Annotated in this window: 22 protein-coding genes and 1 pseudogene; 12 read left to right on the top strand and 11 right to left on the bottom strand. The window is 71.8% G+C overall.

All coding sequences use genetic code 11. The features are described 5' to 3' along the window. Nucleotides 1-88 precede the first annotated feature (88 nt). Genes frdD through ctaD form a run of 6 tightly spaced genes read right to left on the bottom strand, consistent with a single transcriptional unit; the run spans nt 89 to nt 5,325 of the window. Nucleotides 89-430, bottom strand: a complete 342-nt coding sequence (gene frdD, locus AB0I79_RS09500; protein WP_357869330.1) for a fumarate reductase subunit FrdD — start codon at nt 428-430, stop codon at nt 89-91. Further along, nucleotides 427-858, bottom strand: coding sequence for a hypothetical protein (locus tag AB0I79_RS09495; protein WP_357869327.1), 432 nt, complete (start codon nt 856-858; stop codon nt 427-429). Before AB0I79_RS09495 ends, frdD begins: the two co-directional genes overlap by 4 nt. Continuing rightward, nucleotides 855-1,616: a succinate dehydrogenase iron-sulfur subunit gene (gene sdhB, locus AB0I79_RS09490; protein WP_357869325.1), complete on the bottom strand. Its 762-nt coding sequence runs from the start codon at nt 1,614-1,616 to the stop codon at nt 855-857. The genes AB0I79_RS09495 and sdhB overlap by 4 nt, the downstream gene beginning before the upstream one ends. After that, a complete protein-coding gene (gene frdA, locus AB0I79_RS09485; protein ID WP_357869322.1) occupies nt 1,609-3,342 on the bottom strand; it encodes a fumarate reductase (quinol) flavoprotein subunit in 1,734 nt (577 codons plus the stop codon). Before frdA ends, sdhB begins: the two co-directional genes overlap by 8 nt. A gap of 5 nt (nt 3,343-3,347) precedes the next feature. Then, the gene (locus AB0I79_RS09480) at nt 3,348-3,581 is read right to left on the bottom strand and encodes a hypothetical protein (RefSeq protein WP_185102846.1); all 234 of its coding nucleotides are present in this window, start codon (nt 3,579-3,581) and stop codon (nt 3,348-3,350) included. 40 nt (nt 3,582-3,621) lie between these two features. Next, nucleotides 3,622-5,325, bottom strand: coding sequence for a cytochrome c oxidase subunit I (gene ctaD, locus AB0I79_RS09475; RefSeq protein ID WP_357869320.1), 1,704 nt, complete (start codon nt 5,323-5,325; stop codon nt 3,622-3,624). 190 nt (nt 5,326-5,515) lie between these two features. Here ctaD and AB0I79_RS09470 point away from each other — a divergent pair. Continuing rightward, nucleotides 5,516-6,730, top strand: a pseudogene (locus AB0I79_RS09470) (aminotransferase class I/II-fold pyridoxal phosphate-dependent enzyme); the annotation flags it as partial. A 64-nt stretch (nt 6,731-6,794) separates the two neighbouring features. Here AB0I79_RS09470 and AB0I79_RS09465 read toward each other — a convergent pair. After that, nucleotides 6,795-7,352 (bottom strand): hypothetical protein, encoded by a 558-nt coding sequence (locus AB0I79_RS09465; protein WP_357869317.1) that lies wholly within the window; start codon nt 7,350-7,352, stop codon nt 6,795-6,797. 76 nt (nt 7,353-7,428) lie between these two features. On the opposite strand from AB0I79_RS09465, the gene AB0I79_RS09460 reads away from it, so the two are divergent. From AB0I79_RS09460 to AB0I79_RS09435, 6 genes are all read left to right on the top strand, one after another. Next, on the top strand, nt 7,429-8,790 hold the full coding sequence (locus AB0I79_RS09460; protein ID WP_357869314.1) for an FAD-linked oxidase C-terminal domain-containing protein: 1,362 nt from the start codon (nt 7,429-7,431) through the stop codon (nt 8,788-8,790). Between the two features lie 183 nt (nt 8,791-8,973). Then, nucleotides 8,974-11,439 (top strand): serine/threonine-protein kinase, encoded by a 2,466-nt coding sequence (locus AB0I79_RS09455; RefSeq protein ID WP_357869312.1) that lies wholly within the window; start codon nt 8,974-8,976, stop codon nt 11,437-11,439. A gap of 150 nt (nt 11,440-11,589) precedes the next feature. Further along, a complete protein-coding gene (locus tag AB0I79_RS09450; protein ID WP_357869685.1) occupies nt 11,590-13,125 on the top strand; it encodes a carboxyl transferase domain-containing protein in 1,536 nt (511 codons plus the stop codon). Continuing rightward, the gene (locus AB0I79_RS09445) at nt 13,122-15,005 is read left to right on the top strand and encodes a biotin carboxylase N-terminal domain-containing protein (protein ID WP_357869310.1); all 1,884 of its coding nucleotides are present in this window, start codon (nt 13,122-13,124) and stop codon (nt 15,003-15,005) included. Before AB0I79_RS09450 ends, AB0I79_RS09445 begins: the two co-directional genes overlap by 4 nt. Then, on the top strand, nt 15,002-15,769 hold the full coding sequence (locus AB0I79_RS09440) for an enoyl-CoA hydratase-related protein (protein ID WP_357869307.1): 768 nt from the start codon (nt 15,002-15,004) through the stop codon (nt 15,767-15,769). Before AB0I79_RS09445 ends, AB0I79_RS09440 begins: the two co-directional genes overlap by 4 nt. Nucleotides 15,770-15,771: 2 nt before the next feature. Then, complete coding sequence (locus AB0I79_RS09435; protein ID WP_357869304.1) at nt 15,772-17,526, top strand: acyclic terpene utilization AtuA family protein; 1,755 nt, start codon at nt 15,772-15,774, stop codon at nt 17,524-17,526. Here the strand turns inward: AB0I79_RS09435 and AB0I79_RS09430 are convergent. Beyond that, nucleotides 17,480-18,358 (bottom strand): ROK family protein, encoded by an 879-nt coding sequence (locus AB0I79_RS09430; protein WP_357869301.1) that lies wholly within the window; start codon nt 18,356-18,358, stop codon nt 17,480-17,482. The genes AB0I79_RS09435 and AB0I79_RS09430 overlap by 47 nt on opposite strands. 67 nt (nt 18,359-18,425) lie before the next feature. On the opposite strand from AB0I79_RS09430, the gene AB0I79_RS09425 reads away from it, so the two are divergent. The 5 genes from AB0I79_RS09425 to AB0I79_RS09405 all read left to right on the top strand — a co-directional run bounded on the left by AB0I79_RS09425 (nt 18,426) and on the right by AB0I79_RS09405 (nt 21,930). Further along, complete coding sequence (locus AB0I79_RS09425) at nt 18,426-19,232, top strand: GNAT family N-acetyltransferase (protein WP_357869298.1); 807 nt, start codon at nt 18,426-18,428, stop codon at nt 19,230-19,232. 62 nt (nt 19,233-19,294) lie between these two features. Further along, nucleotides 19,295-20,308: a phosphotransferase family protein gene (locus AB0I79_RS09420; RefSeq protein ID WP_357869295.1), complete on the top strand. Its 1,014-nt coding sequence runs from the start codon at nt 19,295-19,297 to the stop codon at nt 20,306-20,308. A gap of 98 nt (nt 20,309-20,406) precedes the next feature. Then, entirely contained in the window at nt 20,407-20,685 is a 279-nt protein-coding gene (locus AB0I79_RS09415) for a hypothetical protein (protein ID WP_357869293.1), read from the top strand. 57 nt (nt 20,686-20,742) lie between these two features. Further along, nucleotides 20,743-21,594, top strand: a complete 852-nt coding sequence (locus tag AB0I79_RS09410; RefSeq protein ID WP_357869290.1) for a helix-turn-helix transcriptional regulator — start codon at nt 20,743-20,745, stop codon at nt 21,592-21,594. Between the two features lie 69 nt (nt 21,595-21,663). Next, entirely contained in the window at nt 21,664-21,930 is a 267-nt protein-coding gene (locus AB0I79_RS09405; protein WP_357869288.1) for a hypothetical protein, read from the top strand. On the opposite strand, the gene AB0I79_RS09400 is transcribed toward AB0I79_RS09405, so the two are convergent. The 3 genes from AB0I79_RS09400 to AB0I79_RS09390 form a co-directional block, all read right to left on the bottom strand. Continuing rightward, nucleotides 21,927-23,159, bottom strand: coding sequence for a DUF1266 domain-containing protein (locus tag AB0I79_RS09400; protein ID WP_357869285.1), 1,233 nt, complete (start codon nt 23,157-23,159; stop codon nt 21,927-21,929). The two genes, AB0I79_RS09405 and AB0I79_RS09400, sit on opposite strands and share 4 nt — an antisense overlap. Before the next feature lie 129 nt (nt 23,160-23,288). After that, nucleotides 23,289-25,370: a glycosyltransferase family 39 protein gene (locus AB0I79_RS09395; RefSeq protein WP_357869283.1), complete on the bottom strand. Its 2,082-nt coding sequence runs from the start codon at nt 25,368-25,370 to the stop codon at nt 23,289-23,291. Next, nucleotides 25,367-26,554: a glycosyltransferase gene (locus AB0I79_RS09390; protein ID WP_357869280.1), complete on the bottom strand. Its 1,188-nt coding sequence runs from the start codon at nt 26,552-26,554 to the stop codon at nt 25,367-25,369. Before AB0I79_RS09390 ends, AB0I79_RS09395 begins: the two co-directional genes overlap by 4 nt. Nucleotides 26,555-26,565 lie beyond the last annotated feature (11 nt).

Here is a 26,565-nt window from a genome sequence, read left to right as displayed (position 1 = left end):
ATGGCCATAGGGTGTGCAATGCCGGACGCTAAGGGGTACGTCACCGAACGTAAAGTACGTTGTTGAAACGTGATCAAACTACGACATTTCAGAACATCAACAGCACCGCGGCGGCCCCGCCCGCAATAGCCCCGCCGTAACAAATCACTGCCACCAGCAGGTCGAACCTGGCGATGCCGAGCAGTTCCTCACTGGTGTGACGGATGCGGTGCGCGGCGTGGAAGAGACACAGCACGACCACCACGACCAGCGCCAGCCGTACGAGCACGCCGTCCAGCAGCCCGCGCAGGTGCTCGGCGGTGGGCCAGTCCACGATCCCGAGCGGCATGAGCACCCCGAACAGCAGCACGAGCACCGGCACCACCAGCGCCGCCACCACTCCCCCGCCGCTGAACAGCAGCCACAGGTACGGCTCCAGCGTCCGCCTCATCGGAACCCCCTCAGCACGAAGAAGGCGATGACCGCGGAGACGACCAGCCACAACGAGTGGTTGCCGCCCTGGATCATCCACGCGGGCAGCCGGTAGCCGTCCAGGCGCACGACGGTGGCCTTGGGCGCGAGGTTCAGGAACGTGACCGAGTGGAACGCGGTCGCGGCCAGGGCGACCACGTTGATCGCGATCATCCACGGCCGGGACGCCAGCGCCGCGAACTCCGCCGTCCTCCCGTCGAGCACCGCGGCGACCAGCATCAGCAGGAACACCATCGACCAGGCCACGAACACGCTGGTCAGCTCGCGCAGCACGAAGATCGTGTAATTGCGGGTGCGGGCGAACCAGAGGTTGTCGCGCGGGGGCCGGTAGGCGGCCGAGGTGGTCCGTACGGCGGCGCTCGGCGTCACCTCGTCATGCGCCTTCACCGCTTGCTCCAGGGCAGCACCGAACGCAGGGCGGCGGTCAACTTGTAGCGCTGGATCGCCTCGGCCGGGTCCACGTGCTTGGGGCAGACCCGGGTGCACTCGCCGACGAACGTGCACCCCCACACCGCGTCGTCCTGGCTGAGGACGTCGAACCGGTCGCCCATGTCGCGCGAGTCCAGGTTGTAGCGCTGGGCCAGCGCGATCGCCGCCGGGCCGAGGAAGTCGGGGTCGAGCACGTAGACGGGGCAGGCCGAGTAACACAGCAGGCAGTTGATGCACATGCTGTACTGCTTGTACGCCTCCAGCTGCTCGGGCGTCTGGGCGTACTCGGCGGTCAGCGGCAGGTCCTCGCCCTCCCTGATCAGCCAGGGCCGCACGGACGACAGCTTGGCCAGGAAGTCGTCGATGTCCACCACCAGGTCCCTGATCACCGGGAACCCCTTCAGCGGCTCGATCCGCACCGGCCCCTCGCCGTACTCGGCGAGGAAGGTGCCGCAGGTCAGCCGGGCCTCCCCGTTGACGGTCATGCCGCACGAGCCGCACACGCCCATCCGGCACGACCAGCGGTAGGACAGGCTGCCGTCGAGCTGGTCCTTGATGTAGTTGAGCCCGTCGAGCACGGCCCAGTCGTTCATCAGCGGCACGTCGTAGCCCTGGAACGCCGGCTCGGCGTCCTGCCCCGGGCGGTACCTGGCCACTTCCAGCCGGATCGTCCGCGTGCCCGCCGCCTGCCGTACCGCTTCCGTCGTGTCAGTCACGGCCGTAAACCCTTTCTCCCGGAGGCCAGCGGGTGATCGTCACGGGCAGCAGGCCGACCGACGGCGTGCCGTCGGGCGCGCGGTGCACCAGCGAGTGCGCCAGGAACGCCTCGTCGTCCCTGGCGGAGAAGTCGGTGCGCTGGTGCGCGCCGCGCGACTCCTGCCTGTTCAGCGCGCAGGCCACGATCGTCTGCGCGATCTCCAGCATGCCGTGCAGCTCCTGCATGTTGATCAGCTCGGTGTTGAAGGCGGTGCTGGCGTCCTCGACACGTGCCTCCTCGGCCCGCTCGCGCAGGTCCGCGAGCGTGTCCACGGCCTTGGCCAGCTCGCCGCCCGTGCGGTAGATGCCGGCGGCTCCTTCGAGCGTGTGCTGCATCTGCTCGCGCAGGTCGGCGATCCGCTCACCGTGCTTGCTGCCCTCCCGAGCCCGTTCCAACCGCCGCCGCTCGTCATCGCCCTGGCTGCGTACGGCGGGCGGCTCGGCGTCGCGGTGCTCCCTGGCGAAGGCGGCCGCCGCGATGCCCGCCCGGCGGCCGAAGACGAGGATCTCGGGCAGCGAGTTGGAGCCGAGCCGGTTGGCGCCGTTGATGCTCACGCAGGCCGTCTCCCCGGCCGCGAACAGCCCCGCGATCGGGGTGGCGCCGTCGAGGTCGGTGTGGACGCCGCCCATCATGTAGTGCACGACCGGGCGTACCGGGATGAGGTCGGTGGCCGGGTCGAGGTTCTGGTAGCTGCGGCACAGCTCGCGCACGAACGGGATGCGGGCGTCGATCTTGCCTTCGCCGAGGTGGCGCAGGTCCAGGTAGACGACGGGCCCGTACGGGGTGTCCACGGTGCGGCCCTTGTGCTGCTCGTGCACGAACGCCTGCGACAGCCGGTCGCGCGGGCCCAGCTCCATGCTGCGCAGCTTCGGCGTGGGCGTGGGCTTGCCCAGGTCGTAGTCCTGCAGGTAGCGGTAGCCGTCCTTGTTGATCAGCCAGCCGCCCTCCGCCCTGGCCGCCTCGGTGATGAGGATGCCGGTGAACGGCAGGCCGGTGGGGTGGTACTGGACGAACTCCATGTCCTTCAGCGGCGCGCCCTCCCGGTAGGCCAGGGCCATGCCGTCGCCTGTCTTGATGGCGGCGTTGGTGGTGAAGGGGAAGACCTTGCCGCAGCCGCCGGTGGCCAGGATGACGGTCCTGGCCGGGATGGTCTCGATGCGGCCGGTCCTGATCTCCACGGCCACGACGCCGTGGACGCGGCCGTCGTCGACGACGAGCTTGGTGACGAACCACTCGTCGTACCTGATGACGTCCTGATACTTCAGAGTCGTCTGGAAGAGCGTGTGCAGCAGGTGGAAGCCCGTCTTGTCGGCCGCGTACCAGGTGCGCATCTTCTTCATGCCGCCGAACGGCCGCACCGCGACGCGGCCGTCGCTCTCGCGGCTCCACGGGCAGCCCCAGTGCTCGAGCTGGATCAGCTCCTTGGGCGCCTCGGCCACGAACGCCTCCACGGCGTCCTGGTCGCAGAGCCAGTCGCCGCCGGAGATCGTGTCGTAACAGTGCTCGTCGAGCGTGTCGCCGTCGCCGATCACCCCGGCGGCGCCGCCCTCGGCGGAGACGGTGTGGCTGCGCATCGGATAGACCTTCGACACGACCGCCACCTTGAGCGAAGGGTCCGTCTCGGCGACCGCGACGGCCGCTCGCAGCCCGGCTCCGCCTCCCCCGACGATGAGCACATCGATCATTGACGTCACTTTCCGTGATCTGGCTGAATCTGGTCCTTCACCCGCTTGCCGTCGTGGCGGATGGCCGACAGGTGGATGCTGCCGTCGTGGTACTCGTGCCGGATGCGACGGCAGCCGCAGTCGAAGAGCTGGTCGCGGATGACCAGACCGTAGCCGTCGTCGTCGACGAGGCGATCACCTCCGGACTTCTTCCCGCAGGGGGCCGTCTCGGGGTCGAAGGGAATCTTCGTGCCTGTCATCGCCGATCTCCCTGGATAGGCGAAACATCATGGAGGAGGGTCAGCCGGGCGCGTCATGGCGCGGCGGCACCTCCGGGGTGCCTCCCTGGTCGGCCTCCGGCTTCTCGGCGGGCTCCTCGTGCGGGTAGTGCAGGTCGAAGGCCGGCCGTTCGGAGCGGATCGGGGGCATGAAGGTGAAGTTGTGGCGCGGCGGCGGGCAGCTCGTCGCCCACTCCAGCGAGTTGCCGTAGCCCCACGGGTCGTCGAGCGTGACCTTGGGCGCGTGCCTGGCGGTCTTCCAGACGTTGTAGAGGAACGGCAGCGTCGAGGCGCCGAGCAGGAACGCCCCGACCGAGGAGATCTGGTTGAGCGCCGTGAAGCCGTCGGCCACGCCGTAGTCGGCGTAGCGCCGGGGCATGCCGAGCTGCCCGAGCACGTGCTGGATGAGGAACGTGGTGTGGAAGCCGATGAACAGCGTCCAGAAGTGCACCTTGCCGAGCCGGTCGTCGAGCATGCGGCCGGTCATCTTCGGCCACCAGAAGTAGAACCCGGCGAACATGGCGAACACCACGGTGCCGAACACCACGTAGTGGAAGTGGGCGACGACGAAGTAGGTGTCGGTGATGTGGAAGTCGAGCGGCGGCGAGGCCAGGATGATCCCGGTGAGCCCGCCCAGCAGGAACGTCACCAGGAAGCCCACGGCGAACAACATGGGCGACTCGAACGTCAGGTGCCCGCGCCACATCGTGCCGATCCAGTTGAAGAACTTCACCCCGGTGGGCACCGCGATGAGGAACGTCATGAACGAGAAGAACGGCAGCAGCACCTGCCCGGTGGGGAACATGTGGTGTGCCCACACCGTCATCGACAGCCCGGCGATCGCGATCGTGGCCCCGACCAGGCTCATGTAGCCGAAGATCGGTTTGCGGCTGAAGACCGGGATGACCTCGGTGATGATCCCGAAGAACGGCAGCGCGATGATGTAGACCTCGGGATGGCCGAAGAACCAGAACAGGTGCTGCCAGAGGATCGGCCCGCCGTTGTCGGACAGGAAGACCTGCGTGCCGAGCTTGCGGTCCGACTCCAGCACCAGCAGCGCGGCGGCCAGCACGGGGAACGCCATCAGCACGAGCATGCTGGTCAGCAGCACGTTCCAGGTGAACAGCGGCATCCGGAACATGGTCATGCCGGGCGCCCGCATGCCGATGATCGTGGTGATGAAGTTGACCGCGCCGAGGATCGTACCGAGGCCGGACAGGGCCAGGCCCATGATCCACAGGTCCGCGCCGACCTGCGGCGAGTAGATCGACGACGCCAGCGGCGTGTACGCGAACCAGCCGAAGTCGGCCGCCCCTCCCGGCGTGAAGAACCCGGCGAGCACCATCAGCCCGCCGAACAGGAACAGCCAGTACGCCACCGCGTTCAGCCGCGGGAAGGCCACGTCGGGCGCGCCGATCTGCAGCGGCATCACCACGTTCGCGAACCCGGCGAACAGCGGGGTGGCGAACAGCAGCAGCATCACCGTGCCGTGGATGGTGAACAGCTGGTTGTACTGCTGCTGGCTGACGACCTGCATGCCGGGCGCGGCGAGCTCCGCCCTGATGAACATGGCCATGACGCCGGCGACGAGGAAGAACCCGAACGAGGTGATCAGGTAGAGGTACCCGATGACCTTGTGATCGGTCGTGGACAGCCAGGATGCGATGACGGTCCCGGTGCGACGGCGCCTGACCTGCTCGATCGAGGTCTCTCGAACGGTCGTCACGGCTGCTCCCCTCCGACGCGGAGTTGTGCCTGCCCCGATCTACCCATTCCACGCCAACGATCGCCGCTCGGCTAGGCGTTCTTTGTTATTCGCCCGCGAAACCTTTGGCCCCGGCGCGGTCCACATTCCGGATACTTACCGGCCTACCTGGTGACATCTTCTATCCTTCGTAGGCCACACAGAATCGGAGGAGATGCTCGTGACCGCCCAGAGTGACTACGCCGACCTCGTCCAGCGAGGGCTCTCGCTCGACCTCACCCGGGGAAAGCCGTCGCCGCGCCAGCTCGACCTCTCCAACGATCTGCTGAAACTGCCCACGTCGTACCAGGCGGCCGACGGCACCGACGGCCGCAACTACGGCAACCTGCAGGGCCTGGCCGAGCTGCGCGAGCTGTTCGCGCCGCTGGTGCAGGTGCCGGCGGAGCAGCTCGTGGTCGGGGGCAACTCCAGCCTGGCCATGATGCACGACACCGTGGTGCACGCGCTGCTCACCCCGGTGCCGGGCGCCGCGCGCCGGTGGGTCGAAGAGCCGGAGATCACGTTCCTGTGCCCCGTCCCCGGCTATGACCGGCATTTCACCATCTGCGAGCGGTTCGGGATCAAGATGGTCCCCGTCCCGATGAACGCGGAAGGCCCCGACATGGACGTCGTCGAGCGCCTGGTGGCCGAGGACGCGAGCGTCAAGGGCATGTGGTGCGTGCCGAAGTACAGCAACCCGTCCGGTCTCACCTACAGCGACGAGACCGTGCGCAGGCTGGCCGCCATGGAGACGGCCGCGCCCGACTTCCGGATCTTCTGGGACAACGCGTACGCGGTGCACCACCTCACCGACACCCCCGACGAGCTGGCCGACCTGCTGGCGCTGGCCGCCGAGCACGGCAACGCCGACCGGGTGTTCGTCTACGCCTCGACCTCGAAGGTGACGCTGGCCGGCTCCGGCGTCTCGTTCTTCGGCGGCTCGCCGGCGAACGTGAAGTGGTTCCTGCACAACACCTCGAAGCAGTCCATCGGCCCCGACAAGATCAACCAGCTCCGTCACGTGGAGTTCCTGCGTGACGGCGCCGGCGTGGCCGCGCACATGCGGCGGCACGCCGAGCTGATCGGGCCGAAGTTCGAGCTGGTCGACAAGGTGCTGACCGAGCGGCTCGGCGACCTGGCCACCTGGACGAGCCCGCGGGGCGGCTACTTCATCAGCCTGGAGGTGCCGCACGCCGCCGAGGTGGTGGCCAGGGCCAAGGCGGCGGGCATCGCGCTGACGCCCGCCGGCGCCACGCACCCGTACGGCAAGGACCCCGACGACCGCACGATCAGGATCGCGCCGACCTACCCCGGCCTGGAGGAGCTGGAGCAGGCCATCAACGGCCTGGCCGTCTGCGTCCGCCTGGTCGCCGAAGAGCACGCCTGACCGACCGCCAGACCGACCGCCAAACCGGTCGCCTGACCGGACCAGGCGCCGCGGCCCTCGCCTCTCAGTGGCGGGGGCCGCCGCCGTTCCTGAAGCCGAAGATGTACTCGCGCGTCTCGCTCGGGTGGAACGTGACGCCGACGCCCGGCTCGAAGGCGACGTTGTCGCGGGCGCAGTAGTACAGGCTCTCCCACACGGTCAGGGCCTTCTCCCTGGCCGGGGCCTCCAGCGTGTCGCGCTTGCGGGCGCCGTGCGCGCCGAGCACGTTCAGCAGGCCGAACCCCCAGAACAGGCCCGTCAGGCAGAACGGCGCCAGCAGCACCTCGCCCCAGTTCGGGTCCTGCCCCATCGCGATCACCAGCGACATGACGAGATGCACCAGCGCCGCGACCAGCAGCAGCACGTACCCCTGGTTCCTGGCCCAGGGCGTGTAGTGGCGGCTGGGGAACGACAGCCACACCGCGAGCTGCGTGCGGCTCATGACGTGCTTCGACGCGCCCAGCGCCGCCTGGGTGGGCAGGTCTGCGACCTCCCGCGTGCCCGGTAACCTGACCCGCCCGATCTTGTACGTGGTCCCGGCGGCCACCACTCCGGGAACCGCGACAACCTGGTCAGTCTCCAAACACACCGGGCACCCGACAGTCACCCGGGCAGTCTGGCCTTAAGGAACGCACTGCGCAAACCATAAGGTGCATAGTGTGAGACCGATTGATGCCCTGGTGGACGCTCTGTCCGAAGCCCGCGTTCTGACCGACCCCGACGTGATCGACTCCTACGCCCGCGACCGCACGTTCCTGGAGCCCGGCAAGCCGCTCGGCGTCGTGCTCGCCACCTCTCGCGACGACGTGGTGACCACCATGAAGTGGGCCACCGAGCACCGGGTGCCGGTGGTGCCGCGCGGCGGCGGCACCGGCCTGGCGGGCGCGTCGGTGGCCGGCGACGGCTCGGTCATCCTCTCGCTGGCCAGGATGACCGCGATCAGGGAGCTCTCCCCCGCCGACGAGATCGCCGTCGTCGAGCCCGGCGTCATCACCGCCGACCTGGACAAGGCCGCCAGGCAGCACGGGCTGATGTACGCGCCGGACCCGTCCTCGTACGAGATCTCCACCATCGGCGGCAACCTGGCCACCAACGCCGGCGGGCTGCGCTGCGTGAAGTACGGCGTGACCAGGGACTCGGCGCTCGGCCTGGAGGTCGTGCTGGCCGACGGCCGGGTGCTGAACACCGGGCGGCGCACGATGAAGGGCGTCACGGGCTACGACCTGACCGGGCTGTTCGTCGGCTCCGAGGGCACGCTCGGCGTGATCACCGCCGCCACCGTGCGGCTGCGGCGCGCGCCGGCCGCGCCGCCCGCGACGTTCGCGGCCGACTTCTCCTCGCTGCGGGACGCCGGGGCTGCCGTGTCGGCGATCATGGCGGCCGGCTGCCAGCCGTCCCTGATGGAGCTGCTCGACCGGGCCACGCTGCAGGCCATCGACGAGTGGCGCAACATCGGGCTCGAACCCGCCACGCAGGCCATGCTCATCGGCCAGTCCGACGCCGCCGACAGCCAGGCCGCCGTGGAGCGCATGGAGCGGATCTGCACGGAGAACGGCGCCTCGTTCGTCGCCGTCTCGTCGAGCCCGCAGGAGGCCGACGAGCTGATCGGGCTGCGGCGCCTGGCCTACGGGGCCAAGGAGCGCCAGGGCGCGTGCCTGGTGGAGGACGTGTGCGTGCCGCGTTCCGCGCTGGCCGAGATGATCGGCCGGATCGAGGCGGCGGCGGTGCGGCACGGGGTGCGGATCGCCACGGTGGCACACGCCGGCGACGGCAACCTGCACCCGGTCTTCATCTTCGAGCACGGCACCGTGGAGCCGCCGCCGGAGGTGTGGGCCGCGGCGGACGAGGTGTTCAAGGACGCGCTGGAGCTCGGCGGCACGCTCACCGGGGAGCACGGCGTGGGGCTGCTGAAGCGGCGCTGGCTGGAGCTGGAGTCCGGGCCGGTCGTGGGCGAGCTGCAGCGGGGGATCAAGGCCGTGTTCGACCCCCTCGGCATCCTCAATCCCGGCAAGGCGATCTGACGGCCGACGATTGGATCTCGCCTTCACCAAGCCGTGACCTTGGGCTTCCAAGCGCACACGACCTGCGACGGAAGCCTGACTTTCATCGTCAAAACGTGAAACTTCTGATAGGTCCGGCAGACGCCCCGAGGGTCACGCTGGTAGCGTTTTGCCTCATCTATTGGGTTGTGATGGGGGTCCGACGTGAATCAGTTCCAGCCGTTGGCGGCGGACGATCCGCGGCGGCTGGGGGCGTATGACATCGTCGCCCGGCTCGGCGAGGGCGGCCAGGGCGTTGTCTATCTCGGCAAGAGCGACTCCGGGGAACAAGTCGCGGTCAAGCTGCTGCACAACGCCCTGGTGGCGGACGCCGACGCCAGGACACGCTTCCTGCGCGAGGTGGCGGTGGCGCAGCGCGTCGCCCGGTTCTGCACCGCTCCGGTGCTCCACGCCGACCTGGACGGGAGCCGGCCGTACATCGTCAGCGAGTTCGTGCCCGGGCCTTCCCTGCGCGAGCTCGTCATCAACGAGGGGCCGCGGCGGGGCGCGGCCCTGGAGCGGCTGGCGATCAGTACGGCGACCGCCCTCGCGGCCATCCACCGGGCCGGGATCCTGCATCGCGACTTCAAGCCCGCCAACGTGCTGATGGGGCCCGAAGGTCCCGTCGTGATCGACTTCGGCATCGCCAGGGCGCTCGACTCCCCCGGCGCCACGGCCACCGGGATGGCCATGGGGACGCCCTCGTACCTGGCGCCCGAGCAGCTCAGCGGGGCGCAGGTGTCGGAGGCGGCCGACGTGTTCGCCTGGGGCGTCACGATGGTGTTCGCCGCGACGGGCAAGCCCGCCTTCGGGGCCGACTCCATTCCCGTGGTGATGAACCGGATTCTGAACGAGGAGCCGGAGCTCGGGAAGATGGAGGGGCTGCTGGGCGACCTGGTGGCCGCCTGCCTGTCGAAGGATCCGGCGCAGCGGCCCAGCGCCGACGAGCTGATCGTCCACCTCACGGGACAGCCCGCGCCGAAGGCGGCCATCGAGCCGGTGACGGGCGGCCAGAAGACCGCCCCCGGCGCTGCCGGTGCGGGCGGCGCCGGCGGTGTCGCTGCCGGTGCCGCTCAGGCGGGCGCTGACGGCTCAGGCGGTCCCGGTGATGCGCCGAACCAGGACCACTACCCCGGCCCATGGCACCAGCCGACCGGCCCCCAGCAGCTTCCCCCGCAGCAGACGGGCGACTACGGCCGCCAGGCGGCCGCGGCGGCCCAGGGCGGCCCCGCCGGCAGCGCGCCTCACGGCGGCCCCGCGGGTAACGCGGCCCAGGGCGGTGCGGCCCAGGGCGGTCCCGGCCAAGGCGGTGCCGCGGGCAACGGACCGCAGGCGGGCATGCCCCACGGCGGCCCCGCGGGCAACGGCACCCACAGCGGTTCTGCAGGCAACGCGCCCCACGGCGGTCCCGTTCAGGGTGGCGCGGCGCAGGGCGGGCCCGGCGGGATGCCGCCCGGAGCGCCCCAGGCCGGGATGCCGGGCGGCGGCCCGCAGCCGGGAATGCCCGGCGGCCCGCAGGCAGCCGGCGCCCCCGGCGCGCAGGCCGGCGGCCCTCAGGGCGCTCCCGGGATGCACGGCGGCCCCAACGGCGGCCAGCAGTCGGCCGCGTCCGGGATGCCCCCGCACGGCCCCGGCCAGCCCTTCCAGGCGGGGGCCCACGGCGGTCCCGCGGGTCCGGGCGGGCCTCATGGGCCGGGCGGCCGAGGCGGGCCGGGCAGGCCCAACGGTCCCGCCGGCCCCGGTGCGGCCAGTGGTCCCGGTGCGGCCGGGGCAGCCGGTACGCGACCGGGTGGCGGGGTGCCCGCCAAGCAGCGCCGTACCCTTACGCTCGCCCTGTCGGGTGCCGCCGCAGCGGCGCTGCTCGTCGTGGCGGGCGCGATCGTCGTGCAGGCCAACAGCAAGGAGCCCGAGGTCGTCGCGGTGGGCAACTCCGCCAACGAGACCGACGGCGGCTCGGGCGGCGCGGGCCAGCCGAGCGAGCCCCCGACCGCTCAGCAGTCCCCGCCCGTGGTGATCCCGACGGACAGCGCGGCTCCGGTGCCCACCCTGGACATCGAGCCGGAAGAGACCAAGAAGACCAAGAAGCCGACGAAGGAGCCCATCGCCCAGGTTCCGCAGGTGGTCACCGAGGCCCCCAGGCCCCAGACGACCACGAAGAGGCCCACGCCCACCCCGACTCCGACCAAGAAGAAGAAGACCACGCTGGTCGAGCCCGAGCTGGACCCGACGGAGAAGCCGACCTCGGGCCCCACGACGACCGTGCGTGCGGAGGGCGAGGCGGACAAGCCGGCCACGTCGCTGAAGCCCAACACGTACAAGCCGACGGCGGTGTGCGGCGCGGGCTACAAGATCGTCGACTCGCGGTCGCTGGGCGCCAACGCCACGATCTACCTGCTGTACAACAGCAGCGCGGGCAAGAACTGCGTGGTCACGATGTCGCGCCTGGTCCACCCGAAGAAGATGCCGATGAGCGCGATCCTCCAGGTCAAGGGCGGCTCCAGCGGCAACAACTCGGGCTCGTTCACCGCGTATGCCGGCCCGGTGCGTCTGCCCGCCGCCAAGAAGTGCGTGATCTGGGGCGGCTCGTGGAGCTCCTACAGCTGGAAGTCCGGCTGGAGCCACTGCAGCTGATCCGGCACGACGATCGAGCCGCCACCCGTCACGGGGTGGCGGCTCGTTCCATGCCTGGGCTAGCGTGCTTGGCATGATCGCCGGGAGGACGTCGTGATCAGGAGCAGGCTCGACACCGGGAGCGACGACTACCGCGCCAGGCGCGCGGCGATGCTGGCCAAGCTGGCCGAGCTGGACGCCGAGCAGGCCAAGGCGGTGGCCGGGGGCGGCAAGAAGTACGTCGCGCGGCACCGGGCGCGTGGCAAGCTGCTGGCCAGGGAGCGGGTGGAGCTGCTCGTCGACCCCGACTCCCCCTTCCTGGAGCTGTCGCCGCTGGCGGCCTGGGGCAGCGACTTCCCCGTCGGGGCGAGCGTGGTGACGGGGATCGGCGTGATCGAGGGCGTCGAGTGCGTGATCACCGCGAACGACCCCACGGTGCGCGGCGGCGCCTCGAACCCGTGGACGCTCAGGAAGACCCTGCGCTCGGCCGAGATCGCGCTGCGCAACCGGCTCCCGTACGTGAACCTGGTCGAGAGCGGCGGCGCGGACCTGCCGACACAGAAGGAGATCTTCATTCCGGGCGGGCAGATCTTCCGCGATCTGACCAGGTTGTCGGCGGCGGGGGTGCCGACGGTGGCGCTCGTGTTCGGCAACTCGACGGCGGGCGGGGCGTACGTGCCCGGGATGAGCGACCACGTCGTGATGGTGCGGGAGCGGGCCAAGGTGTTCCTCGGCGGGCCGCCACTGGTCAGGATGGCGACCGGGGAGGAGTCCGACGACGAGTCGCTGGGCGGGGCAGAGATGCACGCCAGGGTCAGCGGGCTGGCCGACTACCTGGCCCAGGACGAGCACGACGCGCTGCGGATCGGGCGGCGCGTCGTCGCCTCGCTGGGCTGGCGGAAGCTGGGCCGCGCGCCCGATCCCGGCGTGGCGGAGCCGGTGTATCCGGCCGAGGAGCTGCTCGGGATCGTGCCGGAGGACCTGAAGGTGCCGTTCGACCCGCGCGAGGTGATCGCGCGGGTGGTGGACGGCAGCGAGTTCGCGGAGTTCAAGCCGCTGTACGGGGCCTCGCTGGTGACCGGGTGGGCGCGGATCCACGGGTATCCGGTGGGGGTGCTGGCCAACGCGCGCGGGGTGCTGTTCAGCGAGGAGTCGCAGAAGGCCACGCAGTTCATCCAGCTCGCGAACCAGTCGCGCACGCCGCTGCTGTTCCTGCAGAACACGACCGGCTACATGGTCGGCAAGGACTACGAGCAGGGCGGCATCATCAAGCACGGCGCCATGATGATCAACGCGGTGTCCAACTCCACCGTGCCGCACCTGACGGTCGTCATGGGCGCCTCGTACGGGGCGGGCAACTACGGGATGTGCGGGCGCGCGTACGAGCCCCGCTTCCTGTTCAGCTGGCCGAGCGCCAAGTCGGCGGTGATGGGCCCCGCCCAGCTCGCCGGCGTGCTGTCCATCGTGGGGCGGGCGTCGGCGCTGGCCAAGGGGCAGGTGTACGACGAGGAGGCCGACGCGGCGATGCGGGCGATGGTGGAGGCGCAGATCGAGGCCGAGTCGCTGGCCTTCTTCCTGTCGGGGCGCCTGTACGACGACGGGGTGATCGATCCGCGCGACACCCGTACCGTGCTGGGCATGTGCCTGTCAGCGATCAACAGCGCGCCGGTGCCCGAGGCGGCGGGATTCGGGGTGTTCCGGCCGTGATCACTCGCCTGCTCGTCGCGAACCGGGGCGAGATCGCCCGCCGCGTCTTCCGTACCTGCCGGGCGCTCGGCATCTCCACGGTGGCCGTGTTCTCCGACGCCGACGCGGACGCGCCGCACGTGGCCGAGGCCGACCTGGCGGTACGCCTGCCGGGCACGCGTCCGGCCGACACGTACCTGGACGTGGGGCGGCTGCTGGCGGCCTGCCGGGCCTCGGGCGCGGACGCGGTGCATCCGGGTTACGGGTTCCTGTCCGAGAGTGCGGAGTTCGCTCGGGAGGTGCTGGCGGCCGGGCTGGTCTGGGTCGGCCCGCCGCCCGAGGCCATCGCGGCCATGGGCGTCAAGATCGGGGCGAAGCGGCTGATGGCGGAGGCCGGGGTGCCGGTGCTGCCCTCGCTCGACCTCGCCGCGCCTGAGGAGTTCCCGCTGCTGGTGAAGGCGTCCGCGGGTGGTGGCGGGCGCGGGATGCGGGTGGTGCGCGAGCCCGGGGAACTGGCCGGGGCGGTGGAGTCGGCGCGGCGGGAGGCCGCCGCGGCGTTCGGCGACGGCACGGTGTTCGCCGAGCCGCTGCTGGAGCGGGCCAGGCACGTGGAGGTCCAGGTGCTGGCCGACCGGCACGGGGCCGTGTGGGCGCTGGGCGAGCGCGAGTGCAGCGTGCAGCGGCGGCACCAGAAGGTGATCGAGGAGTGTCCCGCGCCGGGGATCCCGGAGGCGACGCGGTCGCTGCTGTACGAGGCCGCGGTCCGGGCGGCCCGCACGATCGGGTACGTAGGGGCCGGGACGGTGGAGTTCCTGGTCAAGGGGGACCGGGTGGCGTTCCTGGAGATGAACACCCGGCTCCAGGTCGAGCATCCGGTGACCGAGCTGGTTCACGGCGTGGACCTCGTGCGGCTGCAGATCGAGGTGGCGGAGGGCGCCGCGCTGCCCGCCGGGCCGCCGGCGCCGGTGGGGTGGGCGGTCGAGGCGCGGTTGTACGCCGAGGACGCCGATCATGTGCCGCAGGCCGGGGTGTTGCGGCGGTTCGAGATCCCGGGTGACGTGCGGGTGGATGCCGGGGTGGAGTCGGGGTCGGTCGTGTCGCCGCACTATGACGCGCTGCTGGCCAAGGTGGTGGCGCATGGTTCGACGCGGGCGGAGGCGGTGCGCAAGCTGGTGTCGGCGCTGCGCCGGGCCCGGCTGCACGGCTTGACCACGAACCGGGATTTGCTCGTAAATATCCTGACGAATCGGGAGTTTGTGGCCGGTGACACGCACACCGGCTTCCTCGACCCCGACGGCCCTGTCCGCGCGTCCCCCGCGGCCCGGGAGCAGCCCGCCGAGGCCGGGCACGCGGGGCTGGCGGCCGCGCTCGCCGTGGCGGCGCTCAACCGCAGCCGCGCCCGCGTGCTCCCCGGCCTCCCCGCCGGCTGGCGGAACGTGCGCTCCCAGCCGCGCACCATCCGCTTCGAGGAGACCGGCGAGGTGACCTACGACCCGCTCCCCGAGGGTGTCACCGTCGCCGCCGCGGACCCGTACCGGGTGATCCTGGAGCACGACGGCCTGCGCCGCACGTACGAGATCGCCCACTACCCCGGCAGCGTGTGCGTCGACCACGCGGGCGGGCACGCCGAGCTGACCCCCGTCCCCCGCCTCCCCGAGCCCGCCGAGCACGTCGCGCCCGGATCCCTCCTGGCCCCCATGCCGGGTAACGTGCTGCGGGTCGAGGTGGAGCCCGGTGATCGGGTGGTGAAGGGCCAGGCGGTCCTGGTCCTGGAGGCGATGAAGATGGAGCACCGCATCACCGCCCCGGCCGACGGCGTGGTGTCCGTCGTAGGCGTGGAGAAGGGCCGGCAGGTCGACGCGGGAGCGGTGCTGGTGATCATCCAGGAGGGGGACTCATGACAGACCTGGTGCACAAGGAGCTCGCGGGGGGCGTCGCGACGATCACGCTGGACTCGCCGCCCAACCGCAACGCGCTGTCCAGCCGCCTGCTGGCCGAGCTGGCCGACCGGCTGCGGTGGGCGCTGGCCGAGCCGGAGGCCAGGGTGATCGTGCTGACCGCCACGGGGCACGTGTTCTGCTCGGGTGCCGACATCAAGGAGCAGCGCGCCTCCGGGGCTCCGGTGACGGCCTCGTTCCCGGAGGTCCTGGAGCTGATCTGGGAGAGCGCCAAGCCGGTGATCTGCCGGCTCAACGGCACCGCGCGGGCGGGCGGCCTGGGGCTGGTGGCCGCGTGCGACTTCGCGATCGCGCCGCTGACGGCGTCGTTCGCGTTCACGGAGGTGCGCCTCGGCGTCGCGCCCGCCATGATCGCGGTGCCGGTGCTCCGCAGGCTGAGCTCCCGAGCGGCGGCCGAGTACTTCCTGACCGGCGAGGTCTTCGACGCGGCGCGGGCCGTGGAGATCGGCCTGCTGTCGGCGGCCGTCCCGCCCGAGGGCCTCGACGCGACCGTGGCCCGCTATGCCGAGATGCTGATGAAGGGCGGCCCGGAAGCGCTGGCGATCACGAAGCGGCTCGTCAGGGAGGTTCCGGCGATGTCCTTCAGGGGAGGGTTGCAGCGGATGACGGAGCTGTCGGCCGAGCGGTTCACCTCGGCGGAGGGCCAGGAGGGCATCGCGGCGTTCATGGCCAAGCGCCCGCCCGCGTGGGTGCCCCAGGAGGGCTGATCATGGTGCTGCGCGTCGCGAACTGCAGCGGCTTCTACGGCGACCGGCTCTCCGCCGCCAGGGAGATGGTCGAGGGCGGCCCGATCGACGTGCTCACCGGCGACTGGCTGGCCGAGCTGACGATGCTCATCCTGGCCGGCAACCGGCTCAAGGGCCGCCCTGGCTACGCCCCGACGTTCCTGCGCCAGCTGGAGGACGTCCTGGGGCCCTGCCTCGACCGGGGCATCAAGATCGTGACGAACGCGGGCGGCCTCGACCCGGCCGGCTGCGCGGACGCCGTCCACGACCTCGCCGCCCGCCTCGGCCTGTCCCCGTCCGTTGCGTACGTCACCGGCGACGACCTCACCGGTCACCCGCTCCCCCTCGTCAACGCCGACACCGGCGAGCACCTCACCGCGACCCCGCTGACCGCCAACGCCTACCTCGGCGGCCGCCCCATCGCCGCCGCCCTGTCGGCGGGCGCGGACGTGGTGGTCACCGGCCGTGTCACGGACGCCGCCCTGGTGACCGGCCCCGGCATCTGGCGGTACGGGTGGGGGCCCGAGGACCTCGACCCGCTGGCGGGCTCGGTGGTGGCGGGGCACGTCATCGAGTGCGGCTGCCAGGCGACGGGCGGCAACTACGCCTTCTTCCAGGACGTACCGGACCTGGCCCACTGCGGCTTCCCCCTCGCCGAGCTGCGCGCGGACGGCTCGTCCGTCATCACCAAGCACCCCGGCACAGGCGGCCTGGTCTCCATCGGCACGGTCACGGCGCAACTCGTCTACGAGCTGGGCGGCCCCCGCTACCTCGGCCCCGACGTGGTGGCCCGCTTCGACACGATCACCCTGTCGGACGACGGCCCCGACCGCGTCCTGGTCTCCGGCGTCCGCGGCGAACCGCCGCCGGACACCCTCAAGGTCGCCGTCAACCACCTGGGCGGTTACCGGAACACGATGACGCTGGTGCTGACGGGCCTGGACGTGCCGGCCAAGGCGCGGGTCGCCGAGGAGGCGCTCTGGGCCCGCGTCCCGCGCGAGTCGTTCGACGAGGTGGACGTCACGCTCACGGACTCCGGACTGCTCCGCATCACCGTGATGTCCACGGACGAGCGCAAGGCCGGCCGCGCCTTCTCGTCCGCCGTGGTGGAGACGGGCCTGGCCAGCTACCCGGGCTTCTACGGCCTCTCCCCGCCGGGCAACGCCTCGCCGTACGGGGTGTACTGGCCGGTGCTGGTCCCGGTCTCGGAGGTGCGCCCCAGGGTGTTCGTGGACGGCGAGGAACTCCCCCTCCCGCCTCCCCCGGACCGTACGCACCTGCCGCCCGCAGCGGGCGCGGGCCCGGCAACCCCCGTACCCCTCCCAGCGCCCGGGGCCGGCGCCCAGCCATCCCCGCACGCGGACGCGCGGGAGGTCGGCACCACCACCATCCCCCTGGGCCGCATCGCGGGCGCGCGCTCCGGGGACAAGGGCGGCAACGCCAACCTGGGCGTCTGGACCGACACCCGGGCCCGCTACGACTGGCTGGCGGCCCACCTGACCCCCGACACACTCAAACGCCTCCTGCCCCATCTCGCCCCCTACCGCATAGACCGCCACGACCTCCCCAACATCAAGGCGCTCAACTTCGTCGTCCACGGCCTCCTGGGCAGGGGCGTGGCCGCCAGCCCCCGGATGGACCCGCAGGCGAAGGCGCTGGGCGAGGAGCTGCGAGCGCAGCCGGTGGACGTCCCTACGCCCCTGGCACCGCCCGCCACCCCAGCAGCCCCGCCCCCATGAGCCCCGCCATGGCCCCGAGCGACGACGCCCGCACCTCCGGCGCCTGCCGGAAGCCCAGCCGGGCGCTCAGCCGCTCCCGCAGCGGCACGAGGAGGGTGTCGCCCGCCTGCGAGACCCCGCCGCCGATCACGATGGCCCCGGGATCGAGCACCAGCGTGTACGTGGCCAGCGCCAGAGCGAGCGCCTCCACGGCCTCGTCCCACACCGCCACGGCCCGCGCGTCCCCCGCCAGCACCGCCCGGACCACCTCCTCGGCCCCGGGAAGGCCGCACCGCGCCGCCACGGCCCCGCCGGACGCGTAGGCCGCCAGGCAGCCCCGCTGCCCGCACCCGCAGGCCGCCCCGTCGGGCCGCACGGGGATGTGGCCCACCTGCCCGGCCCACCCGCCCGCGCCCCCGTACAGCGCGCCCGACAGCACCACGGCCCCCGCGATGCCGGTGCCGATGGGCAGGTACAGGACGTCCCGCCCGCCTTCCCCGTACGCGAGCTCCGCCTCCCCGGCGGCCCGCACGTCGTGCCCCAGCGCCACCGGCAGCCGTACGTCGGGGGCGAACGCGTGCGCGGGCACGTCGCGCCAGCCGAACGCGGCGGAGAAGACCGCGTGGGTGGGCGTGACGAGCCCGGGCACCGCGAGCCCGACCGCCAGCGGGCGCACGCCGTCGCGGGGACGGGCGAGGTCGGCGACGAAGGCCGAGACGGCGGCGATGACCCGCTCGGGGCCGTCGGCGCGGGGCGTGGGGCGGCGCTCGACGTGGTGGATCGTCCCGTCCCTGGCGACGAACCCGCCCTTCATGGTGGTGCCGCCCACGTCGATGGCCGCCACGTGCGTCATCCAGCCCTCCGAACAGTGCCGATAATCACTTTGAGTCATCCGTCGTCCATGCAGAAGAATGCCCTCCATGACCGTTCGCCGCCTCACCGAGGCCGACCTCGACGACTGCGCCCGGCTGGCCAAGGACCGCGGCTGGCTGCCCGAGCGGCACAAGTGGGGCCTGCTGTTCGAGATCGGCGAGCCGTACGGCATCGACGCCCCCGACGGCGACGGCCTGGCCGCCACGAACGTCCTGACCCGCTACGGCGACGACCACGCCGTGATCAGCATGGTGCTGACGGCCGCCAGGTTCGAGCGGCAGGGGCTGGGCCGCAGGCTCATGGAGCACGTGCTGGAGCAGGCGGGCGGGCGCACGGTCTCGCTGTACGCCACCGAGATGGGCCGCCCCCTGTACGAGCGGCTCGGTTTCCGCGTCGTCGGCCGGGCCGCCAGGCACACGGGTGTCTTCCGCGGCGAGCCGTCGGGGCGCACCCGCCCGGCCACGCAGGCGGATCTCGACGGCATCCTGCGGCTCGACGCGCAGGTGTTCGGCACGGACCGGTCGGCGTTGCTGCGGCGCATGTTCGGGTTCGGCGAGCAGGTGCGGGTCGCGGAGGGCGGCTTCGGCCACTGCTGGCGCAACGACGACAACACGGTGATCGGCCCGGTCGTGGCTGGGGACGAGGAGACGGCCAGGGCGCTGATCGGCGATCTGGCGCTGCACGCGGGCGGCGAGGTGCGGATGGACTTCGACCTGTCCAGGCAGGCGCTCATCGCGTGGGCGGGCGAGCACGGCATCGGCAGCCCGTGGCAGGTGTCGATGATGGTGCGCGGCGGTGAGCTGCCGGGCGACCGGTCGTGCCAGTACCTGCCATTCATGCAGGCGCTGGGTTGACCTTGCGTGCAGCGCTCTCATAGGGTCGAGCACCAGAATATCGTTCTGTAGAGGGGCGGTACATGACCTCCACCCACATCGACGTCGGGGCCATCGACCTCGACGAGCTCGGCGCGTGGATGGACGCCGAGGGGCTGCCGGGCGGCCCGATCACCGACCCGGCGCCGGTCCTGGGCGGCACACAGAACGTCATGGTCCGCTTCGAGCGCGGCGGCCGCCCGTACGTGCTGCGCCGCCCTCCCCTGCACACCCGCCGCAAGAGCAACGAGGTGCTGCGCCGCGAGGCGCGGGTGCTGGCGGCGCTGCGCGACACGCCCGTGCCGGCGCCCCGGCTGGTGGCCGCGCAGACGGCGCGGGAGCCGGTTTTCTACCTGATGGAGCCGGTGGACGGGTTCAACCCCTCGACGGGGCTGCCGGAGCCGCACGCGTCCGACCCGGCGATCAGGCACCGGATGGGGCTGGAGGCCGCCGCCGCGCTGGCCGAGCTGGGGCGGATCGATCCGGCGGTGCTGCCCGGGTTCGGACGGCCCGAGGGCTTCCTGGAGCGGCAGGTGCCGCGCTGGCTGACGGAGCTCGACTCGTACGGCGAGCTCGACGGCTATCCCGGGCCCGACATCCCCGGCCTGCGCGAGACGGCCGACTGGCTCACCCGCCACCTGCCCCGCACGTTCACGCCGGGCGTCATGCACGGCGACTACCATTTCGCGAACCTCATGTTCGCCCCCGACGGCCCCCGCGTGGCCGCGATCGTGGACTGGGAGATGTGCACGATCGGCGATCCGCTGGTGGATCTCGGCTGGCTGCTGGCCATGTGGCCGTCGGGCAACGACCACGTGCCGGGGCTGCCGCCGCCGCGCGAGCTCGTCGCGTACTACACGGCGCTGTCGGAGCGCGACATGTCGGCCATCGACTGGTACGCGGTGATGGCCTGCTTCAAGCTCGGCATCGTGCTCGAAGGCACCCACGCCAGGGCGTTCGCCGGGAAGGCGCCCAAGGACATCGGCGACCTGCTGCACGCGACGACGCTGGCGCTGTTCGAACGGGCCCAGGAGTTCATGAACGGCGCCCTCGACTGATCAGTCTCCCCATCACGATTTCCGGAAAGACGATCAAAGGGGAAACCCCCGGGCATACAATTGCGCGCAATTGCTCAATTAATCGGGGAAGGATCGTCATGCGAATGCGGTTCCTCGGCTCCACCTCGGAGGCAGGCGCCTGTCCCACCCTGTACGAGACCGACCGCGGCACCATCGTCGTGCAAGGTCTCCGGGTCACCGACGCGGAGGCCCTCGCGGACCTGCGCGACGTCCTCGACGGCGAGGCCGCCGTAGAGGTCCCCCGCGAGCTCATCACCGAGATCGCCCGCCGCGTCCTCCCGGACGCCGATGAAACCCGTGCCCGTCAGGCAAACGCTTTCCCAAGCAGCGGAGGAACACCGACGGCAACCGGTTGATCACAATTGCGGCGGGCCCTGGCATGATCGGCACCGGCGAGGCTAGCCTCTTGCGCCGTGACGTCCTTTCAGCAGGCGCGCATCGACCTCGGCAGCCAGCTACGTCAGCTGCGCGAGGCGGCCCATCTGTCGGGCAAGGAACTGGCCGAACGGCTGCGCTGGCAGCCGTCCAAGGTCTCCAGGCTGGAGAACGCCCGGCAGACGGCGACCGAGGATGACGTGGTCGTGTGGGCGCAGGCCGTCAACGCCTCGCCCGACACGACGGACGAGCTGATCAGGCAGTCCATCGCGCTGCTGGAACGCCACGACGACTGGAAGCAGCGCCACCGCAGCGGCCTGGCCGCGATCCAGGAGGACGTCCGCGACCTGGAGGCCCGCACGAAGGTCTTCCGCGTCTTCGAGCCGGGCATCATGGTGGGCCTGCTGCAGACCTCCGAGTACGCCAGGCACGTGTTCCGCAAGGTCAAGCGGCTCTACAGCGCGGCCGACCAGATCGACGCGGCGGTGCGGGTGCGCATGCAGCGCCAGGAGATCCTCTACGACCGGACGCGCACGTTCAGGTTCGTGGTCACCGAGGCCGCGCTGCGCACGATGCTGGCGCCGCCCGAGGTGATGCGCGGCCAGCTCGACCGCCTGCTCGCCGTCAGCACGCTGCCGAACGTCGAGTTCGGCGTCATCCCGTTCGGCACCGAGCTGCCGGCCAACCCGGTCAACGGCTTCTGGATCTACAACGAGGCCATGGTCGCGGTCGCCACGATGACCAAGGACCTGATCCTGCGCGATCCCGATGACATCGCCTTCTACGTCCGGGCGTTCGACGATTACGCGAAGGCGGCCGAGTTCGAGGAGACGGGGCGGGAAGTCATCATCGCGATTCTTCACGATTACCGGAAACAAACCCCACATTAACCGCAGCAATTGCTTGCCCCCCACCGCAAGATCGTGCAATTCTGACGCGAGACGATGCGGAGGTGACGCATGATGCTTGATACCGCGCTCTGCCTCGAGCGGTTCGCCTGGCACGCGGGTCGTCATGCCGACCTGTCCGTGCAGAGCCTGGCGCTGTCCAGCGACCCGGCGTACGTATCGGTCCGCAACCGCTTCTCGGCCACCCTCGCCGAGACCGTGACCTGCTCCGACGAGGGCGCCTTCATCACCTCGTGGGGTTACCGCCTGGGCACCACGGAGGACGTCGAGTCCGCCGCCGCCCGCCTCGCCTTCCTCCTGGCCGCTCTGCCCGCCTAGGGCTGTTTGAACGGGATGTTGAGCCAGGGGCTGTCGGGGTCGGTCGTCAGGATGCGGTGCGCGTCGAGCATCTCGCCGTACCAGTCGCCGAACTCCTCCTCGTCGAAGTGCAGGCAGCGGCCCAGGATGTAACCGGCCGAGAAGTCCTCCCAGGAGCGATAGTTGATCCGGCTGACCCGCCCGGCGCGCACGACCGCCTGCTCGGCCTCCTCCAGGGTGCAGAAGCGGGCGCCGAGCCCCCAGCGGGCCATCTTCGAGGCCCGCCCGTAGTCCCACGCCTCCACCGAGTGCACGAACCGGCCCTCGGCGAGCAGCCCGTCCGCGCGGAAGCGCGCCTCGTACCGGATGATGCGCCCGATGAGCCGCTGCGCCCCGGCGGCCATGGCCTCCGCCTCGGCCTCGCTCAGCGGCTCCGGCCCCTCCGCCGCGCGGCTGCGCAGGACACGCGCGGTCACCTGCCGCCAGTGGTCGACCTCGACCACGCCGCCGTAGTCGAGGGCGAGGCCGCGGCGCACGCCCAGCACGAAGCCCCAGACCGGGCTGCTCATCCGACCGGCGAGCAGCTTCTCCACCGCGTTCGCCAGCGCCGCCGGGGTGGTGATCTCCCACCACTCCCGCAGGCGCTTTCTCTCGCCGACGTAGCCGGTGCCGTGCCAGCCCATCGCGTTCCAGAGGGAGCCGTTGCTGACGCAGAGCAGCGCCCCGCAGGCGAGCCCGTGGGCGACCGGGCCTTGCAGCGGGCCGCCTGACCACAGGGTGCGCAGCCGGTTGCCGGGGGCGATGGTCGCGCGCTCGGTGTGCCGGCGCCACACCTGCCGGTGGGCGGCCGTCGTGGGGAAGAACGCCTCGCACGGGCTGCCCGGGTTGACGGCCAGCCATGCCTCGCCCCCAGGCCAGTCGTGGGCGAGGGCCGCCAGGTCGGTCCTGAAGAAGACCGGGTCCGGCACGGGCGCGGGAAGCATCCCGTCGGTGAGGAACACCAGACTGCGGACGCCGTGCCGGGGATCCCAGCGGACGGGGTTGTAGAAGTTCCAGTCCTGCCGGGAGTCGGCCTGGGACCGCGACATCGCGTGGAAGAGCTTCACCTGGGCGAGGACGTCGAAGTACGCGGGCCAGTCGCCGCGCGTCCTGGCGTCGTACAGGCCGCGCTCGATCTCCGTGGGCGCCCGCCAGTACGGAGCCGGCGCCGCGCCCGCCAGGCCCGCTCCTGGATCGTCCCGCACCCCCATGCGGCGTTACCTTACAACCGCTCTGTACGGCTCTGCTCGACAGCACCCCGCCTTGTGGAGCACCTTCCGCGTCTCGGGGCCGGTCCACGTTCCCGGCGGGGCGCCGCCGCGGCAGCGCCCCGCCCTCGCCTACGCCGCGCAGTCGTAGAGCCCGTCCTGGCCGTCCACGGCCGTGCAGTTCTGCTGCACCCAGCTCGTCACCTCCGAGTTGCCCCGGCCGGGCCCGCCACCGCTGCCCGGCATGACGTACCTGAGCTGTCCCGAGGAGACCAGCGACCGGAGCCGGTCCACGGTCATGGCGGGGTCGCTGCCGGTGAAGCCGCCCATGGCGATCACGGGCTTGCCGGTGGACAGGATGAGGCCGGACGCCTGCTGCGCGCTGCCCACCGCGACCAGCCACGTCGCGCTCCCCTGGTGGGCGACCAGATACGCGGCCATCGCGTCGCTGACGCCGCCGCCGGGACCGCCCCGCCCCATGAGGCCGGACCGGCCGCTGCCTCGCCCTCCGGCCGCCGTCCGCCCGTTCTGCGGGTCGCCGCCCGGCTGGTCCGCGCTGTCGGGGAGCTGTCCGTCGCCCGGCTGGTCCGCGCTGTCCGCGAGCTGTCCGTCGCCCGGCTGGTTCCCGCCGCCCGGGAGCTGTCCGTCGCCCGGCATCCGTCCTGGCGTGCCTCCGGGCCCGCCGAGGCCCGTCCGTCCCGACGAGGGGCCGGCGGTCGGGTTCGTCCCGTTGATCGGGGACTGCAGGGGCGTCACCGCGTACGCGGCGGGCCCGGCGAGCCCGGCGACCACCGCGGCCGCCAGCGCGACCGCCGCGAACCGCGCCGTCACCCGGGCCCGCACCCTGGCCAGCACGAGCACCACCACGGCCACCAGGCTCGCCCCGAGCACGACCCAGGGCAGCCACGGCAGCCAGTCGGGCGTGCGGCGCAGCACCACGAACGACCAGCCCCCGGTCAGCGCCACCGCCAGCGGCAGCACCCAGGCCCACGCCCGCGACCGCCGGTACGCCTGCCACATCACCACGAACCCCGTCCCGGCCAGCGCGGCCACCGCGGGAGCCAGGGCGGTGGTGTAGTACGGGTGGAAGGTGCCGCTGGAGAAGCTGAACACCGCGTAGTGCACGACCAGCCACCCGCCCCACACCAGCCAGGCCGCCGCCGCCGGCCCGCCGTCCGCGTGCAGGCGCCGCACCCGCGGCAGGATCGCGAACGCCAGCGTCACCACGCAGAACGGCAACAGCCACGAGATCTGCCCCGCCAGGATGTCGTTGAACAGCCGCCCGGCCCCGGGCTCCCCGCCGAAGCCACCGCCACCGCCGCCCCGGCCCTGGCCGAAGACGCGGCCGAGGCCGTTGTAGCCGATCACCAGGTCCCGGACGGTGTTGTCGGTGGAGCCGCCGATGTAGGGGCGGGAGTCCTCGGGCCACAGGTCGGTGACCACCATCCACCAGGCGCTGGACACCACCAGCACGACCCCGGCCGCCAGCAGGTGCCCCACCCGCTTCAGCCACGGCACCCCGGCGCACACCAGGTAAGCCAGCGCGAACGCCGGCACCACCAGGTACGCCTGCAACATCTTGGCGTTGAACCCGAGCCCCACGAAGAACGCCGCCAGCAGCAGCGGCCCCAGCCGCCCCGTCCGCAGCGCCTCCAGGCAGAACCAGGCCGACAGCACCAGCAGCAGCACGAGCACGGTGTCGGGGTTGTTGTCCCGGTTGATCGCCACGGTGATCGGCGTGAGCGTCATGACGACGGCGGCGATCAGCGCGGCGAGGTGGCCCCCGGCAGGCCGTGAGCCAGGCGAGGCGGCGAAGGCGCGGCGCACGGCCGAGTGCACCAGGCCGACGGCGGCCACCCCGGCGAACGCCTGCGGGAGCAGCATGCTCCAGGTGCCGTAGCCGAAGATCCGCGCCGACAGCCCCATCACCCACAGCGCCAGCGGCGGCTTGTCCACGGTGATGAAGGAGCCGGCGTCGATCGCGCCGAAGAAGAACGCCTTCCAGCTCCGGGTGCCCGACAGGATGGCGGCGGCGTAGTACTCGTTGGCGTTGCCGCTCAGCGCCCACGCGTACAGGACGAACGCCACGGCGAGCACCGCCCACAGCGCGGGCCGCGACCAGCGCGGGTCGTCCTCGGCGCCGAGGAGGGCACGGGCGAGCGCGCCGCGCTTGCCGGCGGCCCGGTGCCCGGGCCTGACGGCGGTGGCGGTCATCGGGTGGCCCTCCGCTCGGGGTTGAAGACCCACGCGCGCAGCAGCAGGAAGCGTACGAGCGTGGCCGCCGCGTTGGCGACGATGACCGCGATCAGCTCCACCGCGTGGGAGACCCCGGCGGGCAGCAGGGAGAGGCTGCCCGAAGTGAGCGCCAGCCCGACGAGGAACGCGATCAGCCCTTCGAACTGGTGCCGCACGGCCCCGCCCGAGCCCCTGACGCCGAAGGTGAAGCGGCGGTTCGCCGCGGTGTTGGCCACGGCGGTGACCAGCAGCGCGACCGCGTTGGCCGCGAGGGGCGGCACGACCTGGCGCAGCAGCGAGTACAGCAGCAGGTACGCCAGCGTGCTGATCACCCCCACGACCGCGAACCGCGGAAGCTGCCTGGCCATGCCCTTCGGCAGCTCGGCCCGCTCGACCCTGGCGGGCACGGGGATGCGGGCGGCGCCGGACAGGGCCCTGCGCCCGACCCGCACCAGGCCGCGCAGGTCGTCGAGGGCGGTCTGGACGATCTCCACCCGGCTGTCCGGGTCGTCCACCCAGTCCACGGGCACCTCGTGGATGCGCAGGCCGTGGCGCTCGGCCAGGAGCAGCAGCTCGGTGTCGAAGAACCACTGCTCGTCCTCGACACCGGGCAGCAGAGCCTGGGCGATCTCCGTACGGGCGGCCTTGAAGCCGCACTGCGCGTCCGAGAACCCGGCGCCCATGCCGAAGCGGAGCAGCAGGTTGTACGAGCGGGAGATGAACTCCCGCTTGGGCCCCCGCTCCACCCGCGCCGCGCGGGCCAGGCGGGTGCCGATGGCCAGGTCGCTGTGGCCGGACAGCAGCGGCGCCACCAGCGGCAGGAACGCGTCGAGGTCGGTGGACAGGTCCACGTCCATGTAGCTGACGATGTCGGCCTCGCTCTGCGACCACACCCTGCGCAGGGCCCGCCCGCGGCCCTTCTCGTCCAGGTGCACGGCCCGGACGTTCGGCAGCTCCCTGGCCAGCTCGGTGGCGAGCTGCCAGGTGTCGTCCGTGCTGGCGTTGTCGGCGATCGTGATGCGGAAGCCGTAGGGGAAGTTCCTGGTGAGGTAGGTCTGCAGCCGGGATGCCGGCCCGCAACGCCCGCTGCTCGTTGTGGACCGGGACGACCACCTCGACCAGGCGGGTCCGCACTGCTGTGGTTTCCATGCAGCTAAGGACACATTTGGGGTCT

It is taken from the genome of Nonomuraea sp. NPDC050202 (assembly GCF_040656115.1).
In the GTDB taxonomy this organism is placed as follows: domain Bacteria; phylum Actinomycetota; class Actinomycetes; order Streptosporangiales; family Streptosporangiaceae; genus Nonomuraea.
Note: the sequence above shows the minus strand (reverse complement) of the source record. Positions and strands in the feature narration are given on the sequence as shown.